This window comes from Undibacterium pigrum (genome assembly GCF_003201815.1).
Lineage (GTDB): Bacteria > Pseudomonadota > Gammaproteobacteria > Burkholderiales > Burkholderiaceae_D > Undibacterium > Undibacterium pigrum.
In genome coordinates, this window is sequence record NZ_QJKB01000008.1 from 133,975 (window position 1) to 151,364 (window position 17,390).

At 49.6% G+C, this 17,390-nt stretch carries 19 protein-coding genes; 10 read left to right on the top strand and 9 right to left on the bottom strand.

Annotation, left to right across the window (positions count from 1 at the left end):
• The first annotated feature begins 7 nt into the window (after window positions 1-7).
• Window positions 8-1,150 carry an ABC transporter substrate-binding protein gene (locus tag DFR42_RS21070; protein WP_110257015.1) on the top strand — a complete coding sequence of 381 codons (1,143 nt, stop codon included), beginning with the start codon at window positions 8-10 and terminating at the stop codon, window positions 1,148-1,150.
• An 84-nt stretch (window positions 1,151-1,234) separates the two neighbouring features.
• On the opposite strand, the gene DFR42_RS21075 is transcribed toward DFR42_RS21070, so the two are convergent.
• Window positions 1,235-2,173: a 4-hydroxyproline epimerase gene (locus tag DFR42_RS21075; RefSeq protein ID WP_110257016.1), complete on the bottom strand. Its 939-nt coding sequence runs from the start codon at window positions 2,171-2,173 to the stop codon at window positions 1,235-1,237.
• Between the two features lie 205 nt (window positions 2,174-2,378).
• The gene (locus DFR42_RS21080; protein WP_211324377.1) at window positions 2,379-2,942 is read right to left on the bottom strand and encodes an SRPBCC family protein; all 564 of its coding nucleotides are present in this window, start codon (window positions 2,940-2,942) and stop codon (window positions 2,379-2,381) included.
• A gap of 210 nt (window positions 2,943-3,152) precedes the next feature.
• Here DFR42_RS21080 and DFR42_RS21085 point away from each other — a divergent pair, with 210 nt between their 5' ends.
• The 6 genes from DFR42_RS21085 (at window position 3,153) to DFR42_RS21105 (ending at window position 9,023) form a co-directional block, all read left to right on the top strand.
• Window positions 3,153-5,150, top strand: a complete 1,998-nt coding sequence (locus tag DFR42_RS21085) for a TonB family protein (RefSeq protein ID WP_146218932.1) — start codon at window positions 3,153-3,155, stop codon at window positions 5,148-5,150.
• A gap of 117 nt (window positions 5,151-5,267) precedes the next feature.
• Entirely contained in the window at window positions 5,268-5,504 is a 237-nt protein-coding gene (locus DFR42_RS29030) for a hypothetical protein (protein WP_146218933.1), read from the top strand.
• A 91-nt stretch (window positions 5,505-5,595) separates the two neighbouring features.
• Window positions 5,596-5,793, top strand: coding sequence for a hypothetical protein (locus tag DFR42_RS21090; RefSeq protein WP_146218934.1), 198 nt, complete (start codon window positions 5,596-5,598; stop codon window positions 5,791-5,793).
• Between the two features lie 66 nt (window positions 5,794-5,859).
• Window positions 5,860-6,633: a prolipoprotein diacylglyceryl transferase gene (locus tag DFR42_RS21095; RefSeq protein WP_110257019.1), complete on the top strand. Its 774-nt coding sequence runs from the start codon at window positions 5,860-5,862 to the stop codon at window positions 6,631-6,633.
• A complete protein-coding gene (locus DFR42_RS21100) occupies window positions 6,617-7,543 on the top strand; it encodes a tetratricopeptide repeat protein (protein WP_146218935.1) in 927 nt (308 codons plus the stop codon). Before DFR42_RS21095 ends, DFR42_RS21100 begins: the two co-directional genes overlap by 17 nt.
• Window position 7,544: 1 nt before the next feature.
• Window positions 7,545-9,023: a radical SAM protein gene (locus DFR42_RS21105; RefSeq protein ID WP_110257021.1), complete on the top strand. Its 1,479-nt coding sequence runs from the start codon at window positions 7,545-7,547 to the stop codon at window positions 9,021-9,023.
• A gap of 41 nt (window positions 9,024-9,064) precedes the next feature.
• Here the strand turns inward: DFR42_RS21105 and DFR42_RS21110 are convergent, their stop codons facing one another.
• Complete coding sequence (locus tag DFR42_RS21110) at window positions 9,065-10,384, bottom strand: hypothetical protein (protein ID WP_245937038.1); 1,320 nt, start codon at window positions 10,382-10,384, stop codon at window positions 9,065-9,067.
• Window positions 10,385-10,517: 133 nt separating this feature from the next.
• Here DFR42_RS21110 and DFR42_RS21120 point away from each other — a divergent pair, with 133 nt between their 5' ends.
• A complete protein-coding gene (locus DFR42_RS21120; RefSeq protein ID WP_110257022.1) occupies window positions 10,518-11,141 on the top strand; it encodes a tRNA-uridine aminocarboxypropyltransferase in 624 nt (207 codons plus the stop codon).
• Window positions 11,142-11,177: 36 nt separating this feature from the next.
• Here DFR42_RS21120 and DFR42_RS21125 read toward each other — a convergent pair whose 3' ends face one another.
• The 6 genes from DFR42_RS21125 to DFR42_RS21150 all read right to left on the bottom strand — a co-directional run bounded on the left by DFR42_RS21125 (window position 11,178) and on the right by DFR42_RS21150 (window position 16,289).
• A complete protein-coding gene (locus DFR42_RS21125) occupies window positions 11,178-11,537 on the bottom strand; it encodes a hypothetical protein (RefSeq protein ID WP_110257023.1) in 360 nt (119 codons plus the stop codon).
• A 27-nt stretch (window positions 11,538-11,564) separates the two neighbouring features.
• On the bottom strand, window positions 11,565-12,011 hold the full coding sequence (locus DFR42_RS21130; protein ID WP_110257024.1) for a hypothetical protein: 447 nt from the start codon (window positions 12,009-12,011) through the stop codon (window positions 11,565-11,567).
• A gap of 118 nt (window positions 12,012-12,129) precedes the next feature.
• Window positions 12,130-12,645 (bottom strand): hypothetical protein, encoded by a 516-nt coding sequence (locus tag DFR42_RS21135; protein ID WP_110257025.1) that lies wholly within the window; start codon window positions 12,643-12,645, stop codon window positions 12,130-12,132.
• An 84-nt stretch (window positions 12,646-12,729) separates the two neighbouring features.
• Complete coding sequence (locus DFR42_RS21140; protein WP_110257026.1) at window positions 12,730-13,206, bottom strand: nuclear transport factor 2 family protein; 477 nt, start codon at window positions 13,204-13,206, stop codon at window positions 12,730-12,732.
• 234 nt (window positions 13,207-13,440) lie between these two features.
• Complete coding sequence (locus tag DFR42_RS21145; protein WP_110257027.1) at window positions 13,441-15,423, bottom strand: OPT family oligopeptide transporter; 1,983 nt, start codon at window positions 15,421-15,423, stop codon at window positions 13,441-13,443.
• A gap of 290 nt (window positions 15,424-15,713) precedes the next feature.
• The gene (locus DFR42_RS21150) at window positions 15,714-16,289 is read right to left on the bottom strand and encodes a TetR/AcrR family transcriptional regulator (protein WP_110257028.1); all 576 of its coding nucleotides are present in this window, start codon (window positions 16,287-16,289) and stop codon (window positions 15,714-15,716) included.
• A gap of 159 nt (window positions 16,290-16,448) precedes the next feature.
• Between DFR42_RS21150 and DFR42_RS21155 the strand changes: the two genes are divergently transcribed.
• Entirely contained in the window at window positions 16,449-16,871 is a 423-nt protein-coding gene (locus DFR42_RS21155; RefSeq protein ID WP_146218937.1) for a tautomerase family protein, read from the top strand.
• 15 nt (window positions 16,872-16,886) lie between these two features.
• Window positions 16,887-17,282: a VOC family protein gene (locus DFR42_RS21160; protein WP_110257030.1), complete on the top strand. Its 396-nt coding sequence runs from the start codon at window positions 16,887-16,889 to the stop codon at window positions 17,280-17,282.
• Window positions 17,283-17,390: the final 108 nt, after the last annotated feature.

A 17,390-nucleotide genomic window follows, 5' to 3' on the forward strand; every position in this document is an offset into this window, starting at 1 on the left:
AGACAATATGTTTTTAAAATTAAATCGCTGTAAAGCGATGGTCAGGCTTTTGCTCGTCAATTTGATACTGTGCTGCAGTGTCAGCGCCCATGCTGATGCGAATGACATCGTGATTGGTCAATCCACTGCACTGACAGGTATCCTGGCTGAACTGGGGGTTGCCCATTCCACCGGTGCCAAGGCCTATTTTGATTACGTCAATTCTCAAGGCGGCGTGAATGGCCGCAAGATACGTCTGATTACCCTGGATGATGCTTATGACGCCAAGAAGTCACTTGCCAATGCAAAAGAACTCATAGAAAAAGAAAAAGCCGTCGCCCTGTTTGGCATGCTGGGCACACCAGCCAATACCGCCTTGTTACCAGTGCTGGAAGAGGCCAATATCCTGAGTTTTGCCCCGGTGACAGGTGCTGACGTGGTGCGCAAGCCATTCAACCGCCGCATCTTCAATATCCGTGCCGGTTACACGACAGAGACAGAAAAAATCATTGATCACCTGAATGTACGCGGCATCAAGAAGATAGGTGTGGTGGTACAGAATAATGCCTTTGGCAAGGAAGGCCTGGCGGGCATAGAACAGGCGATCACCAAACATCAGTTGAAGCTGACAGCGACCGTCAGCATCAACAGCGACTCTTCTGATCTCGACAAGGCAGTCAGCGCCATGGAAGCGGCCGATGTGCAGACCATCATCCTGATTACTGCTGGCAAGCCATCGAGTGACTTTATCCAGGCCTTCAATAAAAAGGTCAAGGGCATGCAATATTTTGCCCTGTCGGTACTGGCATCGCAGGCGGGCATTACGGCATTGGGCAAGGACGGTGTGGGCGTGATCATTTCCCAGGTCTTGCCTTTCCCTTACTCTGCCACGACCACGCTGGTGCGTGAATACCAGAAGGTCATGAGCAAGATGGGTGTCAAGGAATATTCTTATCTGGGCATAGAAGGTTTTCTGGATGCCAAGGTGCTGGTAGAAGCGATCAAACGTGCAGGCAAGGATGTCAATAGCGATCGCATCATCACAGCACTCGAAGGCATGGGCCGTACTGACTTTGATGGCTTTATCGTTAACTTCAGCAAAAACAATCACCAGGGTTCTGATTATGCAGAGCTGACCGTGGTATCGAAAGACGGACGCTTCTTACGCTAATTTTTGAAGCTGACTCTTAGCTTGAGTAAGTGATTATTGACTTTGCCGCTTGAGTGCTCATTGAGCATCAAGCGGCAAATCCATTTAGCGTATGCCCCAGACAAAGGGGTCGCGCTCATCCAGCAATAACTGCGCTTCTGCATTCACGAAGGCGCTGCCACGCAAGCTGGGCAAGAGTTTGCCATCTTCTGTATAGCGATAACTGGCTTCAAAGACGCTACCCAATATACTTTCCTGACGCCAGACCTGGCCTTCTGCCAGCTTGCCATCTGCAGCAAGACAGGCCAGTTTGGCGCTGGTGCCAGTGCCGCAGGGCGATCTGTCATAGGCTTTGCCGGGGCACAGCACAAAGTTCTGGCTATGATTGTCGGCGGACATCGGTGCACCAAATAATTCTACATGGTCTATCAGTGCGCCGTTTTCACCGGTGATGCCCTGGGCTTCCAGTGCTTTCCTGACGCGCCAGCTAAAGTCTGTCAATTGATCGACATTCGACAGGCGCAAGTCTTGTCCATGCTGGTTGATCAAAAAGAACCAGTTACCGCCCCAGGCGATATCGCCAGTCACCTGGCCATGTCCTGCGACATCGATTTGCACTGCCTGGCGATAGCGATAAGCCGGTACATTGTGCACCGTCACTGTGTTATCGGCATGCAGTTCTGCTTCGACTATGCCTACCGGGGTTTCTATCTTGTGCTTGCCTGCGGTGATCTTGCCCTGATAAGCGAGGGTGACGATGAAACCTATCATGCCGTGGCCGCACATGCCAAGGTAGCCAACATTATTGAAAAAAATCACACCAGCGGTGCAGGATGGGTCATGCGGGGTGCAAGCCAGTGCACCTACGATGACATCAGAGCCGCGCGGCTCACATACTGTAGCTGAGCGATAATGATCAAATTTGTCACGAAATATCTGCAAGCGCGTAGCGAGATCTCCCGCGCCTAAGTCCGGGCCGCCATCAACAATAATGCGCGTAGGTTCACCACCAGTGTGTGAGTCAATGACCGAGATTTTTTTCATGTTTTTTTGCCGATGTGGAGAAAGTTTGCCAAATCAGGCTGCCCGGTTTGCGGGACAGCCTGAATGTAGAATTAATCGTGATGATATTGGCATCAGCTTAGACAAAATGGCTATTTTTGTCTTGACACAAATTTGGCAGGTGCGCGACGAAATCAGCATAGTCATGCTGATAATATTGTCTGTGCTTCAGAGCGAAAACGGCGTCTCAGTCCACCTTGCCGGTATTCGCGAGGTTCTTGTAGCGGGTGATTTGCTCGCTCAGCATATTGTCCACCATGGGCGCAAACTTTTCAAAACCACCCAGCATATAGCCTCCCACACTATAAGTAAGCACCAGCTTGCTTAAAGTTGGACTATTGCCTGCCGGCTTTTGTGGAATAAAGTCCCAGCTCATGCTGCCAGACAAGCCATGTGCCTGCAAGGGGCCAAGTGCGCCTGCCATGCGCAAGGCTTTGCCCGGTGCAGCATGGACCACACTCATATGCTGCACGCCACCGCCATTTGGGTATTTTTCGCAAAAACAGCCACCCGGACGTGCATCAATGCTCAAGTTTTTTGTGTTGTGAGTATAAGTATGTGAAGCATTCCACCAGCTACCTACGTTCACCAGCAATTCATACGCTTCTTCAGGCGGGATATTCAGTTGCACTTCATGGCGGACCTGGAAGCCATTGCTGCTGACGCTCACAACTTCTGCCATGACAGGAGCGCTCAGGCCTGACAAAATGAACAAGGCTGTGACAGTACAGATGCGTAGGGATGGTTTCATTTACAGCTCCTTTTTGATTATCCAGCAAGTTTAGGTGATGAATTTATGATGCTGAAGCACTTTTTTGATGCATACAGATGGTAAAGTACGTTTCGCATTTTGGCCATGCGATAATGTTTGCAAGGCGTCATTGCCATACGCTATTGCAAAACCTGAGGAATTGATTAAACCTGTTGCATGAATCTGTATCCAGACCAAACTGAAACTACGATGCCCAAAGAGATCAAGCAGCGCCTGACAGGCGGTTTGCTCATCTCTATCGCAGTGCATGCATTTATCCTTTCCCTGCAGTTTGGCTTGCCTGGACTCGGCATGCCGGGGCTGGAGGCGCCATGGGCCAAGCGCAGGGCAGAGTCGCCACAAATCAGCATACAGATTGCCAATTCAACACCAAACAATAGTGCAGATGTGCCTGCGCCTGCCAGTGCCGCAGCGACGAGCGAAAAACCTGTTGCCGTAGCTCCCACTTCCACTGCCACGCCACCGCTTCAGTCAAGCAAGGAAGTTACACCCAAGCCCAGCCCTGTAAGCGCAAGCAGTGTCCCGCTAGTTGCTGCCGCTGACAAAACAGAAAGCAAAGCTGCCATAGCAGGCATACGCCTGGTTGCTCCGCAAAAGGCGGCACCCGTCCCAACGCCGGTACAAAGCAAGCCCACTGCCAAGCCACGCGCAGCGCGCAAAGCCAAAATCGATACTACACCACCTGCGGCACAGCAGCGCAAAGTACAGGCACCCGATGTGGCGAGGGTGATCACTCAGGATATACAGCGTGATGACAGTTTTGCCATGGCAGTCCCCAATCCTGACGATATACCCAAAAAAGCCGATGCCGAGCCTGATCCCAAGAAGCAATATGACAATGTTACGCAAGACGGGGTAGACCAGGAAACGCCGCAAGAATTGGCTGCCAAAGCCCGCGAGAAAGAGCAAAAACGCAAAAAGCGTGAAGAGCTGATGCGCAAGCAAGCCGAAGACCTGGCACAACAAGCGGCCACAGACGGCAAGGCCGAGGTCAGGCAAATGAGCAAACAGCTTGATGAAGAAAATCGCAAGGATGCTGACGAAGCCAGTCGCAAGCAGGCGGCCGCACTAGCCCTGCAAAAACAATTGGAAGCAGAAGAACAAAACCGTCGCGCCCAGCGTGAAGCGGCGCAGGCTGAAGAAGTGAAGCTGGCTGAACAAAAACGCCAGGACGATAGCAAACGCCAGGAAGAAGAAAAACAACGCGCACAGCAATTGGCGCAGCAGGTAAAAGAACAGCAGATAAAAGAACAGCAAGCAAAAGAACAGCAAATCGCCCTTGAGGCAGAAAAGCGCAAGCAGGATGAACAACGCCAGCAAGCTGCTGTCCGCCAAAAGCAGCAAGAAGAATTAGTCGCCAAGCAAAAGAACGAAGAATTATTGGCGAAGCAAAAATCTGAAGAGCTGGCAGCCAGACAAAAAGCTGATGAACAAGCGGCACGCCAGCGTGCAGAACAAGTCGCGGCAGAACAACGTGCACAGGCTCAAGCTCAAGCGGCCGCGCAAGCCCAGGCCGCAGCTCAGGCACAAGCCGCAGCAGCGGCAAAAGCTGCTGCCGCAGCAGCCCAGCTTGCCGCCAATAATCCGGGCAGCAACGCTGGCGTCAGCCCCGGACTAAGCACAGGTCAGAGCTCAGGCCAGCAAAATAACGCAGGCACCAATACCCCCGGCAATGGTGCTGGTCAGGGTAATAAGTCCGACCCATTTACCTTGCCCAAGAATGTACTGGGTAGTGACCTGGCCAGCAAAGCCAGGGAGCAAGCCCGTGGCCTTGACGTATTACGTGGTACACCACCAGTTATACGTAGCGATGCTGAAGATAAACCACGTCGCCGCAGCCTGTTTGGCAGCCAGGACAAAGACGTACCTTTGCGTCTTTACATCGATAGCTGGAAGCAAAAAATAGAACGCAATGGTAGCCTGAATTATTCACAGCTTGCCAAGGACAGGGCACGCGGTGACCCGGTCGTGGTTGTTTCCATCCGTAGTGATGGCAGTGTTGAAGATATTACGATAGTGCGCTCCAGTGGTCGTGCTGACATTGATGAGGCAGTGCGCCGTATCGTGCGACTGAATGCAAAATATTCAGCCTTCCCACCGAATATCGCAGCACAGTATGACGTCATAGAAATACGTCGTATCTGGAATTTTGAAGACAATCTGAGACTGGTTGAAGAGTTGCGCTAGTCCATAGAACTTCGCGCTGGCAAAGAGTTTATCTGGATGGGGAAACACGAAAATTGATCAGCAGGTAGCGATACTTTTGACTTTAACAAGATTCTCTCTCATTCTCGAATAGTGATCATGAAACTACAGATATTTGCCCGCGCCATCGCTATTTTTTTCTGTCTGATGTTGATGATAGGGTTTGGTGCCTGTGGGATATTAGGTCTTGCATTCATGAGCGAAACACCATTTAATCTCTCAATTGCAGGTTTAACGGCGCTTGGTCTGGGTATCAGCGCAGTGTGTGGTTTCTTTCTCAGGAAACTTATCGTTTCCAGGAAAAATTCTGACACCGATAAAAGTGAACCAGGCTAAATTTCTTGACGATGTTGACAAGGCAATGCTGGTAAGACTAAGTATTTACGCTATGATGTTATTTGATTAAGTCATGCAACAATGCTTGCCCATGGACAGCTTTAAAAAAATTCTTCGTGCCCTTCTTGTCCTCCTCTGCTTTATTCCCCTGGTAGGCTTTGGTGCTTGTGGTGTGATGGGCATATTTACTGCTGCTATCTCCTTTAGCCTCATTCCTCTTGTTCTGGGTGTAGCTGGTTTGCTTGTTTGTGCGCTGATGTACAAGTTAATTCAAAACATATCCTCTTAATAATGAAAAGCCAGATTTTTGGCTTGCAGGCTGCGCCACACTGGCAAGGCTATATCTATCCTCACAATGAAACTTTACGTATTTTCAGCAAGTGATGCGCACATCTTGCATTTCATCTTTGAATGGCTGGCGATTGCCATCGGTGTGCAACTGTATCGCCGCCAGCGCGCAAGTAAGCAGCTGGCGGGTTTGCTGGCGCCCGGGCATTATGGCGTGATTATCGGTTGCGTATTGGGTGCAGCGATAGGGAACAAAGCTGCATTCTGGATAGAGTACCCGCATATGTGGGCGGCAGCGTCAGATAAACTGCAGCTATTGATGTCAGGACAATCCATCGTCGGAGGTTTGCTGGGTGGTTTGCTTGGCGTGGAATTTGCCAAAGCCTTGCTCAAACAGCCGCAATCAACGGGAGATAATTTTGTCTTCCCTTTGATGGTGGCTACCGTAATAGGCCGTATAGGCTGCTTTCTAGCTGGCTTAAATGACGGCACCTATGGCAATGCCACGAGTCTGCCATGGGGCGTCGATTTTGGTGATGGTATCGCGCGTCATCCCACCCAGATTTACGACATGATTTTTGTCCTGGCATGGGGTAGCTATTTATTGCGATACAGGCAGACTTGGCAAAGCCAGTCTGGCCTGATGTTCAAAATGTACCTGGCAGGCTATCTGTTCTGGCGCTTGCTTGTCGATGGCATCAAGCCTGTGCCTTACTATTATTTTTCTTATTTTAGTGGCATACAAATCTTGTGCATCATTGCGCTTGTGATTTACTTGCCTTTGCTTGTGCGTCAGATGCTTAGATTGAATACAGGAGAAAAATTTGGACTCGAACCTTAATAGAAATTCGCGTATTGCGATGTTGATGGTGGCGCTGAGTTTGATAGGTGGGACTGGGTGTGTGCATTATCTGATGGCGAGCTCTAGCTCTGGCTCGAGGAATAATACAAATCCAGTCAGCGTTCCTAGAGAATTAACTGCACAGGAAAAAGAAGAGATTGCAAAGAAAGCGGAACTTGCAAGAGAAGAAAGCAGGAGAAAGTACGAGCTTGAATATAATAATTTGGTGATTGCAGCAAATGCAAATGACCCTGCTGCCAAAACCAAGCTTGGTATAGAGTATTTGAAGAATATTGGGTATTTCCCAAAAGACGTAAAAAAGGGAATTGCTCTGATTAAAAGCGCCGCGGATGATGGACACCCAGATGCTGAGTATTATTATGGATGGCTATTACTTAAGGGGACACCTGTCGAAAGTGACTACCAGATTAAGCTGGAGCAAGGGGATATAGAACTTTCTTATTCTGAAGGGATAAGGCTGATAGAAAATTCGGCAAAGAAAATATGTGCAGCGTCGTTTTCGCGAAATTGGAATTATCCAGCCCAGGATTTGAAGAACATCTATCTGGACGGAAAATATGTTTTAAGAAATGAACAAATTTCTGATCTTTGGTTTGCGAGATTTATCCTGCATTGCGGCGGGCAATCTGGGTTTTCATCCAAGGGAAAATGGCGCTTGTTTGGTCATGAATATTTTTCAGATGCAAAAACTTTAGCATTCCTTTATTTGTTGGATAACTCGCGCAGCCCTTTACCCAAATATTACAGAGAACGTGCCTCAGCATTTGCTGCCACATTGAATTCGGAGCAGATCAAGGAAGCCAAGGCAATAGCACAAGAACTTCGTTTGGCCGTTCGCCAGTCAGAACAAGAATATCCCGATCCTACTAACTATAAGGGTAAAAAATAATATGTCCCGAAAAGTCCGCCCTTATCTGTTTTACGACACCACCAGTTCGGTATGTTCCAGCTGCCTGCACCCTGTAGAAGCAAAGATCATTTTCAAGGATGATAAAGTTTATATGGACAAGTGGTGCAGCGCGCATGGTACTGAGCGCGTGCTGGTCAGTGATGATGTTGAATACTACAGGCTGTGCCGCGAAGTATTCGTCAAGCATCCAGAAATGCCGCAAATTTTTAATACCAAAATGGAATATGGCTGTCCTTATGACTGTGGCTTGTGCCCCGATCATATGCAGCATTCCTGTTTATCCATCGTTGAGATTACAGATAACTGTAATTTGAATTGCCCGGTCTGCTATGCAGAAAGCGGCACACACCGTGAACAGCACAAGCCACTGGCTGACATTATCAAGATGCTTGATACCGTGGTTGCCAATGAAGGCGAGGCAGACGTCATGCAATTGTCAGGTGGCGAGCCAACTCTGCATCCACAATTCTGGGAAATTCTGGATGCTACCAAAGCTCGCCCCATCAAGCATGTCATGATCAATACCAATGGCATAGTGCTGGCGCAGGACAAGGCCTTTGTTGAGCGCCTGGCGAGCTATGCGCCGGGTGTGGAAGTGTATCTGCAATTTGATTCTTTCCGGGCAGAAGTGCATAAGGCCTTGCGTGGTGCAGACTTGCGCCGCATACGTCAGCAGGCACTGGAAAATCTGAATGCAGTTAATCTATCTACCACTCTGGTCGTGACCCTGAAAAAAGGTTTGAATGACGATGAGATAGGCGACATCATCAATTTTGGGCTGACCCAAAAATGCGTGCGCGGCGTGACCTTGCAACCCATACAGGATGCGGGTCGTGTCCAGAATTATGACCCGCGCCTGCATAGATTGACGGTATCAGAAATACGCAGAAAAATCACTGAGCAATGCAGCCTGTTCAGTCTCAAGGATATCGTGCCCGTACCTTGTAATCCAGATACGCTTGCGATGGCCTATGCTTTGAAGACGGAAGAAAAAACCGTACCACTGACGCGCTATCTTGATCCACAGTCTTTGGTGGAGGGTAGTGGCAATACCATCGTCTTCGAGCGTGACGAGAATTTAAAGCAGGGTATGAAAGACCAGATTTTCAAACTCTTCTCTACCAATCATTCGCCTGAGTCACAGGCTAATTGTCTGTCAGAACTGATGTGCTGTCTGCCATTGATCTCTGCACCGCAAAATCTCAGGTACGACAATGTCTTTCGTGTATTGATTGTGCAGTTCATGGATGCTTATTCACTCGACGTGCGCGCATTGAAAAAGTCCTGCATCCACTTCGCCCTGCCAGATGGAAAGATGATACCGTTTGAGAGTTATAACTTGCTGTACAGAGAAGCCAGCAGGTTGAAAGAAATACGCAGCAGCATTGCGAGGCAAACCATGGATAGAATGCCAGAGGGGAAGAAGCAGAAACACATTCCCTTACTGGAAATTAACTAAGAAAAAAAGCCAGCTAAAATTTCAATAGCTGGCTTCTTCATTTAAGGCAAGGCAGCAGGCTTTGCCAGATAATTTGTTGAGTAAAGCTTGAACTGTCCACCGTCGGTATTGATGGAAGTCTGGTTCACTTCACCGGTACTGAACACAGCACCCAGGCCACCAACTGCCACCATTTCTGATGTGTGGGTCAGGAAATAGCGTACCTTATTGTCGCGCCATTTACCGGCAGAGCCACCCAGTTGTGTGGATGGCACTCCCAGCGGGGTTTGCCACCACAGCACAGGCAATTGCAAGCCCTGGTAGTAAGTCTTGGCCAGCGCAAAATGTTCCTTGAAATTGGGTGAGGTCAGGTTGGACTCATCCCAGTACCAGCCTGTGCCCGCACGGGTGCAGTATGACACCTGGGGAACGGTTTCAAAGCAACCGGCATCCCTGTCCAGTGTTTGCATGACGATAAAGTCAGCCTTGTCTGCGCCCAGCTTCAGCATGTAGGACATGGCAGTTGAATGCAGGTCGCCAAACAGGGCAGGGGGGAAGCCAATGTAGGCGTTTGGTGCAATGGCTCTCGCCATCTGGATCAGGCATAAGCTGATACCAGCGACACTATTGGGCTGGTTGCTGCAATCAGGGTTGCTGTTGACCTGGGCTGGTACGGTCGCAGGGTCAGCGTTATTCGATATCCTTTGCGTGTAACCCCAAAAGTCTGGCTCAAAATTCACCAGGGCTGGCTTACCGTAGGCCTTGATCTGCTGGAACATCAGACGCACATTATCCCAATAGCCCTTCATGAAAGTTGTATTGGTCAAGCCACTCAGGTTGCCGTCACCGTTGCTGGCCATTTGATAAAGGGTGAACATGGGAACAGCACCCAGCTTGTCGGCATTTTGCGCAACGATTTGCACATATGCACCGGAAGGACTATTCCATGTCGGCCAGGAGCCTGCACCTACGCCGACCAGGTACTGATCATAGATATCCGGGGTAATGCCTTGCTTTTGTATATCTGCCAGGTCCGCACTGCCGAGACCAACCAGGAAGCGGCTGGACTTGCCCAGTTTGGCAACCAGGGCAGCAGCTTTTTTCTCAAGAGTAACGACGGTGGTGCCGGTCGTTGTGCCAGTACCCGTAGTTGTACCGGTACCTGTCGTAGTTCCTGTACCAGTCGTTGTACCTGTACTTGTCCCGGTACCTGTTCCCGTTGTGGTACCAGTATTTGATCCTGTACCTGTAGTCGTGCCGGTAGTTGTACCCGTGGTAGTCGTGCCAGTAGTGGTCGTGGTTGCGGCAGTAGAGCCACCACCACCGCCGCAGGCACTGGTAGCCAGTAACAAGCTTGCTGCAAGGAGAGTTGGGAGTTTCATAAGACTGGCTGTTGCGTCAATATTTCGTCAATGTTGCGTCAAAAGTATTTGTTCATGATAGACGAAGCTATCCATGCTTGCTTGAGTGCAGTTCAGGCTTGCCGCTTAAATAACAATCCTTCACAATGTTGGCATGTCAGAACCCAAGCCCCAAAGAAAAACCTGTCCACGCTGTTTCCGCCCGGCCAGTGCCTGCATATGCAGCTGGATTTGCAGTATTGCCAATACGCCAGAGGTATTGGTATTGCAACATCCTCTGGAAGTGAATAATGCCAAGGGCAGCGCACGCCTGCTTGACCTGTGCCTGCAAGATTCGCGCATGGTCGAGGCTGAGCAATTTGACGAACAATTATTGACTGGCCTGTTGCAAGCAGATGGCAAGCAAGCCGTCTTGCTTTATCCGGCAACCACGCAAAATGAAGCAACTGACCTGAAATATGAAGCGCCAGAGTTTGTCTTGCAGGATCATGTCCTGGGGAATTTGAGACTGGTGATTATCGACGCCACCTGGCGCAAGAGCCGCAAGATGCTGTATCTGAACCCAGTCTTGCAACAACTGCCGCGCCTGAGCCTGCAAAACATGCCTGCATCCCATTACCGCATCCGCAAAGCCCATGCGCCTGATCAGTTGTCGACCCTGGAGGCAGCTTGTTATGCGCTCATGCAGCTGGAGCAGGATGAGGCAAAATATCAGCCGCTGTTACAAGCTTTTGATGGGTTTGTGGGGCAGCAGATGGGGTTCAGGTCTGGATGTTGATGTGTAATTGCTTTGCTTTGGACATACTGATCTGGTTCAGCTTATTGTTTCACGCCATGAATGAGAGCAGGACAGACACTGCTTTGCTTTAGGTGTTTTGGGTAATTTGCCGTATTTAGGTGTAGGGCATGCGTTTGCGTAAATTTCTGCGCGATGTTCAAGCAGTAAACGCTCTTTTATTTGATCCCTGAAGTTTGCACTCCCAATCGAATATAGTTTTTTTGTGCTTTCACTAGGCTCGTTACGCCCAGGTGTGAAAATCATTAATTCAGTTTTTTCAGATGCTACAACGTTAAACGTGAATGAGTTTACCGCTTCGCGCTCTTCGTCAGTCATCAAGTGCTGGAAATACTCCAGAACGTAGGGGGTAGTTTCAAAGTCTATATCTCTGCTCATTTGTAATTTTCAACGTTTAGTAAATAATCAAGTTTTATACAGATGGGGATAAAGTTTCTGCCTGCAATCGAGTTCAAACCGTTCTTTCTCGTCCTTGAACTCTGACCATCCTATTAAATCAAGAGCCTGACGTGCTGCTGCCCTGACTGGTTCCCATTCGGTATTGGAAAAAATATTCCAGTCACCACAATGAAAAGCATCATGACTTAAAGAGTTGCACCGATGAAAGATGAGTTCGAGTGACAGCCGTAACTGAATGTACGATGGCTCACGTATTTCGTTTAAGAAGTCATTGACTGGAAGAATTTTTTCAATCCAGACTTCACAAGCTGGACAGTATGGAATTGTAGCGCTTTGATCGTTTGCGGATGAAGCCAAAAAACTCAATCCAGTGCAAAGCTCGCATAGGGAAAGAATTTTTTTGAATTCATCCTGCATCCACCATGCCCAGACTTGGTCTGAAAATTTTTCCATTCAATCGGTTCTCTTGGGAAGGTTTCGTTTGTGCCTGATTCTAATGTCAAAACCGCGTATTTTTCCTCTTAAATTTGAGATGAAAAATAGCAAGGAAATGAAAGGTGATTTCTCGGTCTTATTTAAAATCATGACTGTTTGATACTTCACGACTATAGCTTGCTTCAAACTCGCTTCTAGAATTAGCTGAATCCCATAAATTGCTAATGTATTCAAATTCTTGTTCGAACGGTTCTCGAAAATCCTCTACATCTGTCGCGTATTCGCAGTTTCGACTAAGCATGACAAACCATGATGGATAATCTATCTTGTAGCTGAGTTTGGTAAGTATCGCGTCAATTGATTGTATCGACTCTTCTCCTGCCAGGTATCGCGAATGCAAACCAGCGATGTACTTTCCAGCTAGAAATTCATAATCTATCGAAGCTAAACCTATGTAACGTTCCAGCACGATTTCGATTAAGGGTAGGGCTTCTTCACTATCATTTGCTGCAGCTAACAGTACTACCTCAAGGTCATCGCCTTCCTCATCTAATTGCAGACGCTTGATTGCCCAATCGATGCAGGGGGTAATATTTGCTATCCCCAGTTTTAGCAATACGTATTGAGAGTGCAATTGCATAATTGCATTCATTGTCTTCTTACCTTTGCATAAAGTGGTTGCCAGAGATAATTCTATAGCCAGTACATGATCGCCAGGCACTTATCTCATTCTCATTTAACTGCTTTTCTTCGGCTTGCTATACCAAAGCGCATTCACAATAATCCAGCGGTCTTCAAATTTGCCCATGTGGAAGTAATCGACAAACCATGGGGTTTCCAGACGTACTGAGGCTGCCTTGTCTGTTACATCGAGGACGGCGCAGGTACGGCTCCATTCTGCCTTGGGTGTTTTTAGTGCGCCCGCCTTGGTCAGGCTGACCAGTTCTTCTTTGGACATGCGTCGCAAGCCCAGGCGCTCGTCTGGTGTGTCGCCTATCACCGAGCGTTTTGCCAGGTCTGGATGCAGGGACCGGGCTACCCGTTTTGGATCGGCTTCCAGTTGGCCATCGATATAGTCGTAGCAAGTCGCTTCGATGGCGGCAAGGGTTGCAGCGTCGACATTGGCTGTCGTTCCGGGGATTGTGCCAGGAATCGTGGCAGCAGCGGGGCTGGCAAGCAGGGCTGCAGTGGCAAGAAAAGTTGCGATGGGCATGGTTGGTGTTCCTGTTGATTAAAGCTGTTGATGTCGAGTGCTACTAGCTTGATACTGGAAATCGTATTGCCTTGCTCATGTAAAACTCATGTAAATAATGAGTGTCACTTTAGCTTGACCAGCAATACAGGTGTTTGTTCCTGGCATTTGATAATTTTCTTTTTAAAAACATCCATGAAAAAGCCCCGCAAAAGCGGGGCCAGTTGTTTATAAGTCCGAGGTTTCAGCGCAGTATCAGATCAACACATTGATAATCGCATTACCGATACCTATTAATGCTGCACCAGAGATCAGGCCAGCGCAGATAGGTTCGCAACCCTCTACCCAGAAATCATGGCCTTTGCTGCCAGGCGTGCTGTTCTTGCGACCCATCCACCAGAATATGGCTGCGCCTATCCACATTGCCAGGCAGGATTCTGGTGGCAGGATGACGCCCAGACCAATGGAAACAGCGGACAAGGGGAAGCGGCCTTTGGTGAAGATGCGGGCCAGTTCGATAATGGTGGCGGCTACGGCTGCCACGATGATGCCGGTGATGGCAGATGCTGGCAGGCTGCTGAAGCCTTTGGCGATCAGTTCGGCAACGCCCTTCCATTGCATCGCACCTGGGAAGGCAAATTTGTCGGAAACAATAGTGGCAGTGGAGCGTATGCCGTCAGCATCTGGCGGCAAGAACAGCAGGAAGTACAGCGGTACGCAAGCCAGCGCGCCTGAGAAAATACCGATGATATGGCCTATCGCCTGCTGCCTTGGTTTTGCACCCAGCATGTAACCAGGTTTGATATCAGACAACAGGTTGGATGCATTCGATGCCACTTCTGCTGTCATGCCCGCAGGTATCAGGTTATTGGCAGGGTTGGTGCTGTCGATAGCGCCCATGCTGAACTGGGTGATTTTTGACAGTGTGCCAGTTGGTGTCCATGAAGTCAGGGCCATCGCATTGGCGCAGATGATGGTCAGGATGAACACCAGCGGCAGGGTGATGATGGACATCAGCCATGGCACGCCAAAGAATTCATGCGTGGTCCATGCAGCCAGGATACTGAATACAGGAATGCCGATGTAAGAGATGATCAGCGGTACTTCGATATGATCAAGAACAGTGCTGGTTTGGTCAGCCACTTTCTTGGTGTCAGATTTTTTGAACAGACTGGTGAACAATTCAGGCTTGGCTGCCAGGCTGATGAAGGAAGCCACCACCATCATGGAAACCGCCCACCACAGACCCCATTGGTTGACGATCTCGGTACGGGAAATCGGTACCAGTTTACCGCTAGGAGCGATACGTTCGACGATGTCGCCACGCTGTATCATCCACGGTGCCAGAAAAACGAAATTGATGATGGTGCCCAGCAAAACGCTGCTGGCGACACGTATGCCCATCAGGCCGCCAACGCCCAGCATGGCAGCATCCATGGTAAAGCGCAGGCCCAGTGCACGGAAGTCTGTACCCAGGATTTTTGGGATCAGCATGTCATATTTGACTGCCGCTGCGTAATAGTAAGAGTCAACGCGCTCCTGGAAATGCCAGGCCTCTGTCATGCCTGCCCATTTATCCATGCGCAGGATTTTGAACTGGATGAATTTCATCCAGCCATCGCTGGTGATCATCTGGTAGATGGCTGTCCACATGGCGGTGAAAGCCATCAGACGCGCCTTGTACATGCCGCTGGCTGCTTCGCCCGTATATACCGCATCCAGCACCACGCCACAGGCACGGCCTTCAGGGAAGGGCAGTTGATCTTCATTGATAAAGCGGCGCTTCATCGGGAAGGCCACCAGTACACCCAGGATGGAGCAGATACTCATCCACACCACCAGATGCCACCAACTGACTACCGTGCCACTGATCAGCATATAGGCTGACAGCACGGTATTGAGCGGCATGGTCATATAGCCAGCAGCTGTGGCGATGGATTGCGTACAGTTGTTTTCAAGGATAGTGAAATCCTTGGCCAGACCCAGGTTGGCGAGTATTTTGAAAATCGCAAAGGCCAGAATGACAGATGTCAGGCCTACACCTATGGTGATACCGGTCTTGGCACCGATGTATAAAGCAGTTGCAGACAATATGCCGCCAAGCAAAAAGCCAGTGAATGCCGAGCGTATGGTCAACTGCGCCATGTCCCCCCGATAAATATTGGCGAACCACCACTCGTCCTTTTGGGCACGGGTCCAGGTTCGTATTTGCTCATCGCTTAATTGTTGCAGCGCCATATTTTCTCCAAAGCGGTTGTCTTGCTTGATGATGATGCCCGGCTTGTTGATGCATACGCAAGATCATTGCAAATATGAAACACGAAGCCGGAAATATGAAAATTTTCTTTCAGGTGCGGCAGTATCCAAGCGACAGATGTTTTCTGTCAAGCGTGCTTGTTGAAAAAAAGGATTTTGCTGTTGTTCTATTTGATTTATAGCGAAATTGGCATCGTCGCATGACTGTCCCCGACCTGAATTGTCCCGGTCAGCGTGACCGGGGCAGAATTCCATGCATGCAAATTCGGGCGTCAGTGGCTGTTCAAATCCAAAGCTGCCTTGCGAACTGCCGCAGCAATATCCTTGCTTATGGCAGGATCATTGACAGCCCTGGCAAGGGTGACGCCGCCGACCAGCAGTGCCAGCAAGGCAGTTGCTTCTTCGCGTTTGGTATCAGCTTGTCCATCCAGGCCTGCAGCCACTGTTTCTATGATGGCCAGTAATTCGGTTTCATAGGCTTGTCGCGTTTTTTCCTCTGCCCGCGCCACTTCAGGCGACAGGCTTTGTAATGCACAGCTATCGGCCAGGTCACAAGTGCGACGCTCCCCGAGGTAAAAATCGATGAATGCCGTGCGCCAGCCACTTCCCAGTTGCTCGCGCGCCTGGCTGATTCCCAGCTTCAGCTCTTCCAGCCCGGCGACCACCGCTTCGCGGAAAGCATCTGCCTTCGACTTGAAATGGGCATAGAAAGCACCTGATGTTACTGCGGCGTCCTTTGCCAAGCCATCAACGCCGGAACCACCAAAACCCCGGCTGCGAAATCCACGACCTGCGCTTTTAAGTATCTTTGCCTTGCTTTCTTCTTTTTGTCCCGCCCGGTGTGCCATGTAAAAAATCTCCAGAATAAAAGTGCTATTTAAAACTTTACAAAATAACGATCGTTATGTAATGATACATCACATCACGACCGTTATATAACGTCCGTTATGCGGGAGTCAAGGGCTGGTCCTTGGCTCGACCATTCATTTTGATCAAGGAGTTAAGCTATGCCTATCTCAGTTCAAGTTACTACAGACCTTCTTACTCTTGAAGGGGAGCGTGAAGTGCTGCCTCTCGTCGCAGACGCTTTGTTACGCGTGCACGGCTTGAGTGGCAACAAGTTCATGACACATAACGTAGTCGGCCACCTGGTCGTCAGCCCGGAGGCGCACAGCTATGCTGGTGGCAAGCACCAGTCGCTGGCGGTTATCGAAGTGAAGGTTCCTTCAGTCACTTTTCCTACCGCCGAGGTCAAGCAGGCTTTTGTCAGTGAGGTCACGGACATCATAGACAAGCTTAAACAGGGCCAGCATCCGCGGGAACGGACGTATGTCAACGTGACATATGCCGTAGATGGCACCTGGGGTATTGCGGGCAAGGGCTATTCCAATGCAGAGATGGATGAGGCGGTGCAGCAAGGTTTTCATTAAACAGGGGTAAGTACAATGCAGCAATCAAATTATCTGTTTTTTACAACGCAATGCGAGCAGGCGCTGGAGTTTTATGCGAAGTGCGGCCTGGGCAGGGTGACCGACATGCTGCGTCATGGTGAGGGCGGAATGTCGCTGAAGACCGAGGCCATGCGCGGCAAGATCATGCATGCCAGATTCGAGGGGCCGGGCGTGCTTTTCTATGCCTCAGACAATGATGATGCAGAGCCTATGCGGGGTTCTGCCCACATACTGATGATGGATAGCCGTGAGCAAACTGATCAGCTATTTGCGCTTATGAGCCAGGGGGCAAATGTGACGACGCCGCTGGCCGTGCAAATCTGGGGAGATTATTTTGGCAAGCTGACCGACCAGTTTGGCGTGCAATGGATGTTCAACTGCGCTGCCTGAATGGGATGTTGCCGAAGTGGATAAATCGTGAGGGGTAACAAAAAACCCCGCAACGCAAGTTGCGGGGTTTTGAGCAATGCGGCTCTCGGTTGGATCACTGAGAGTAGC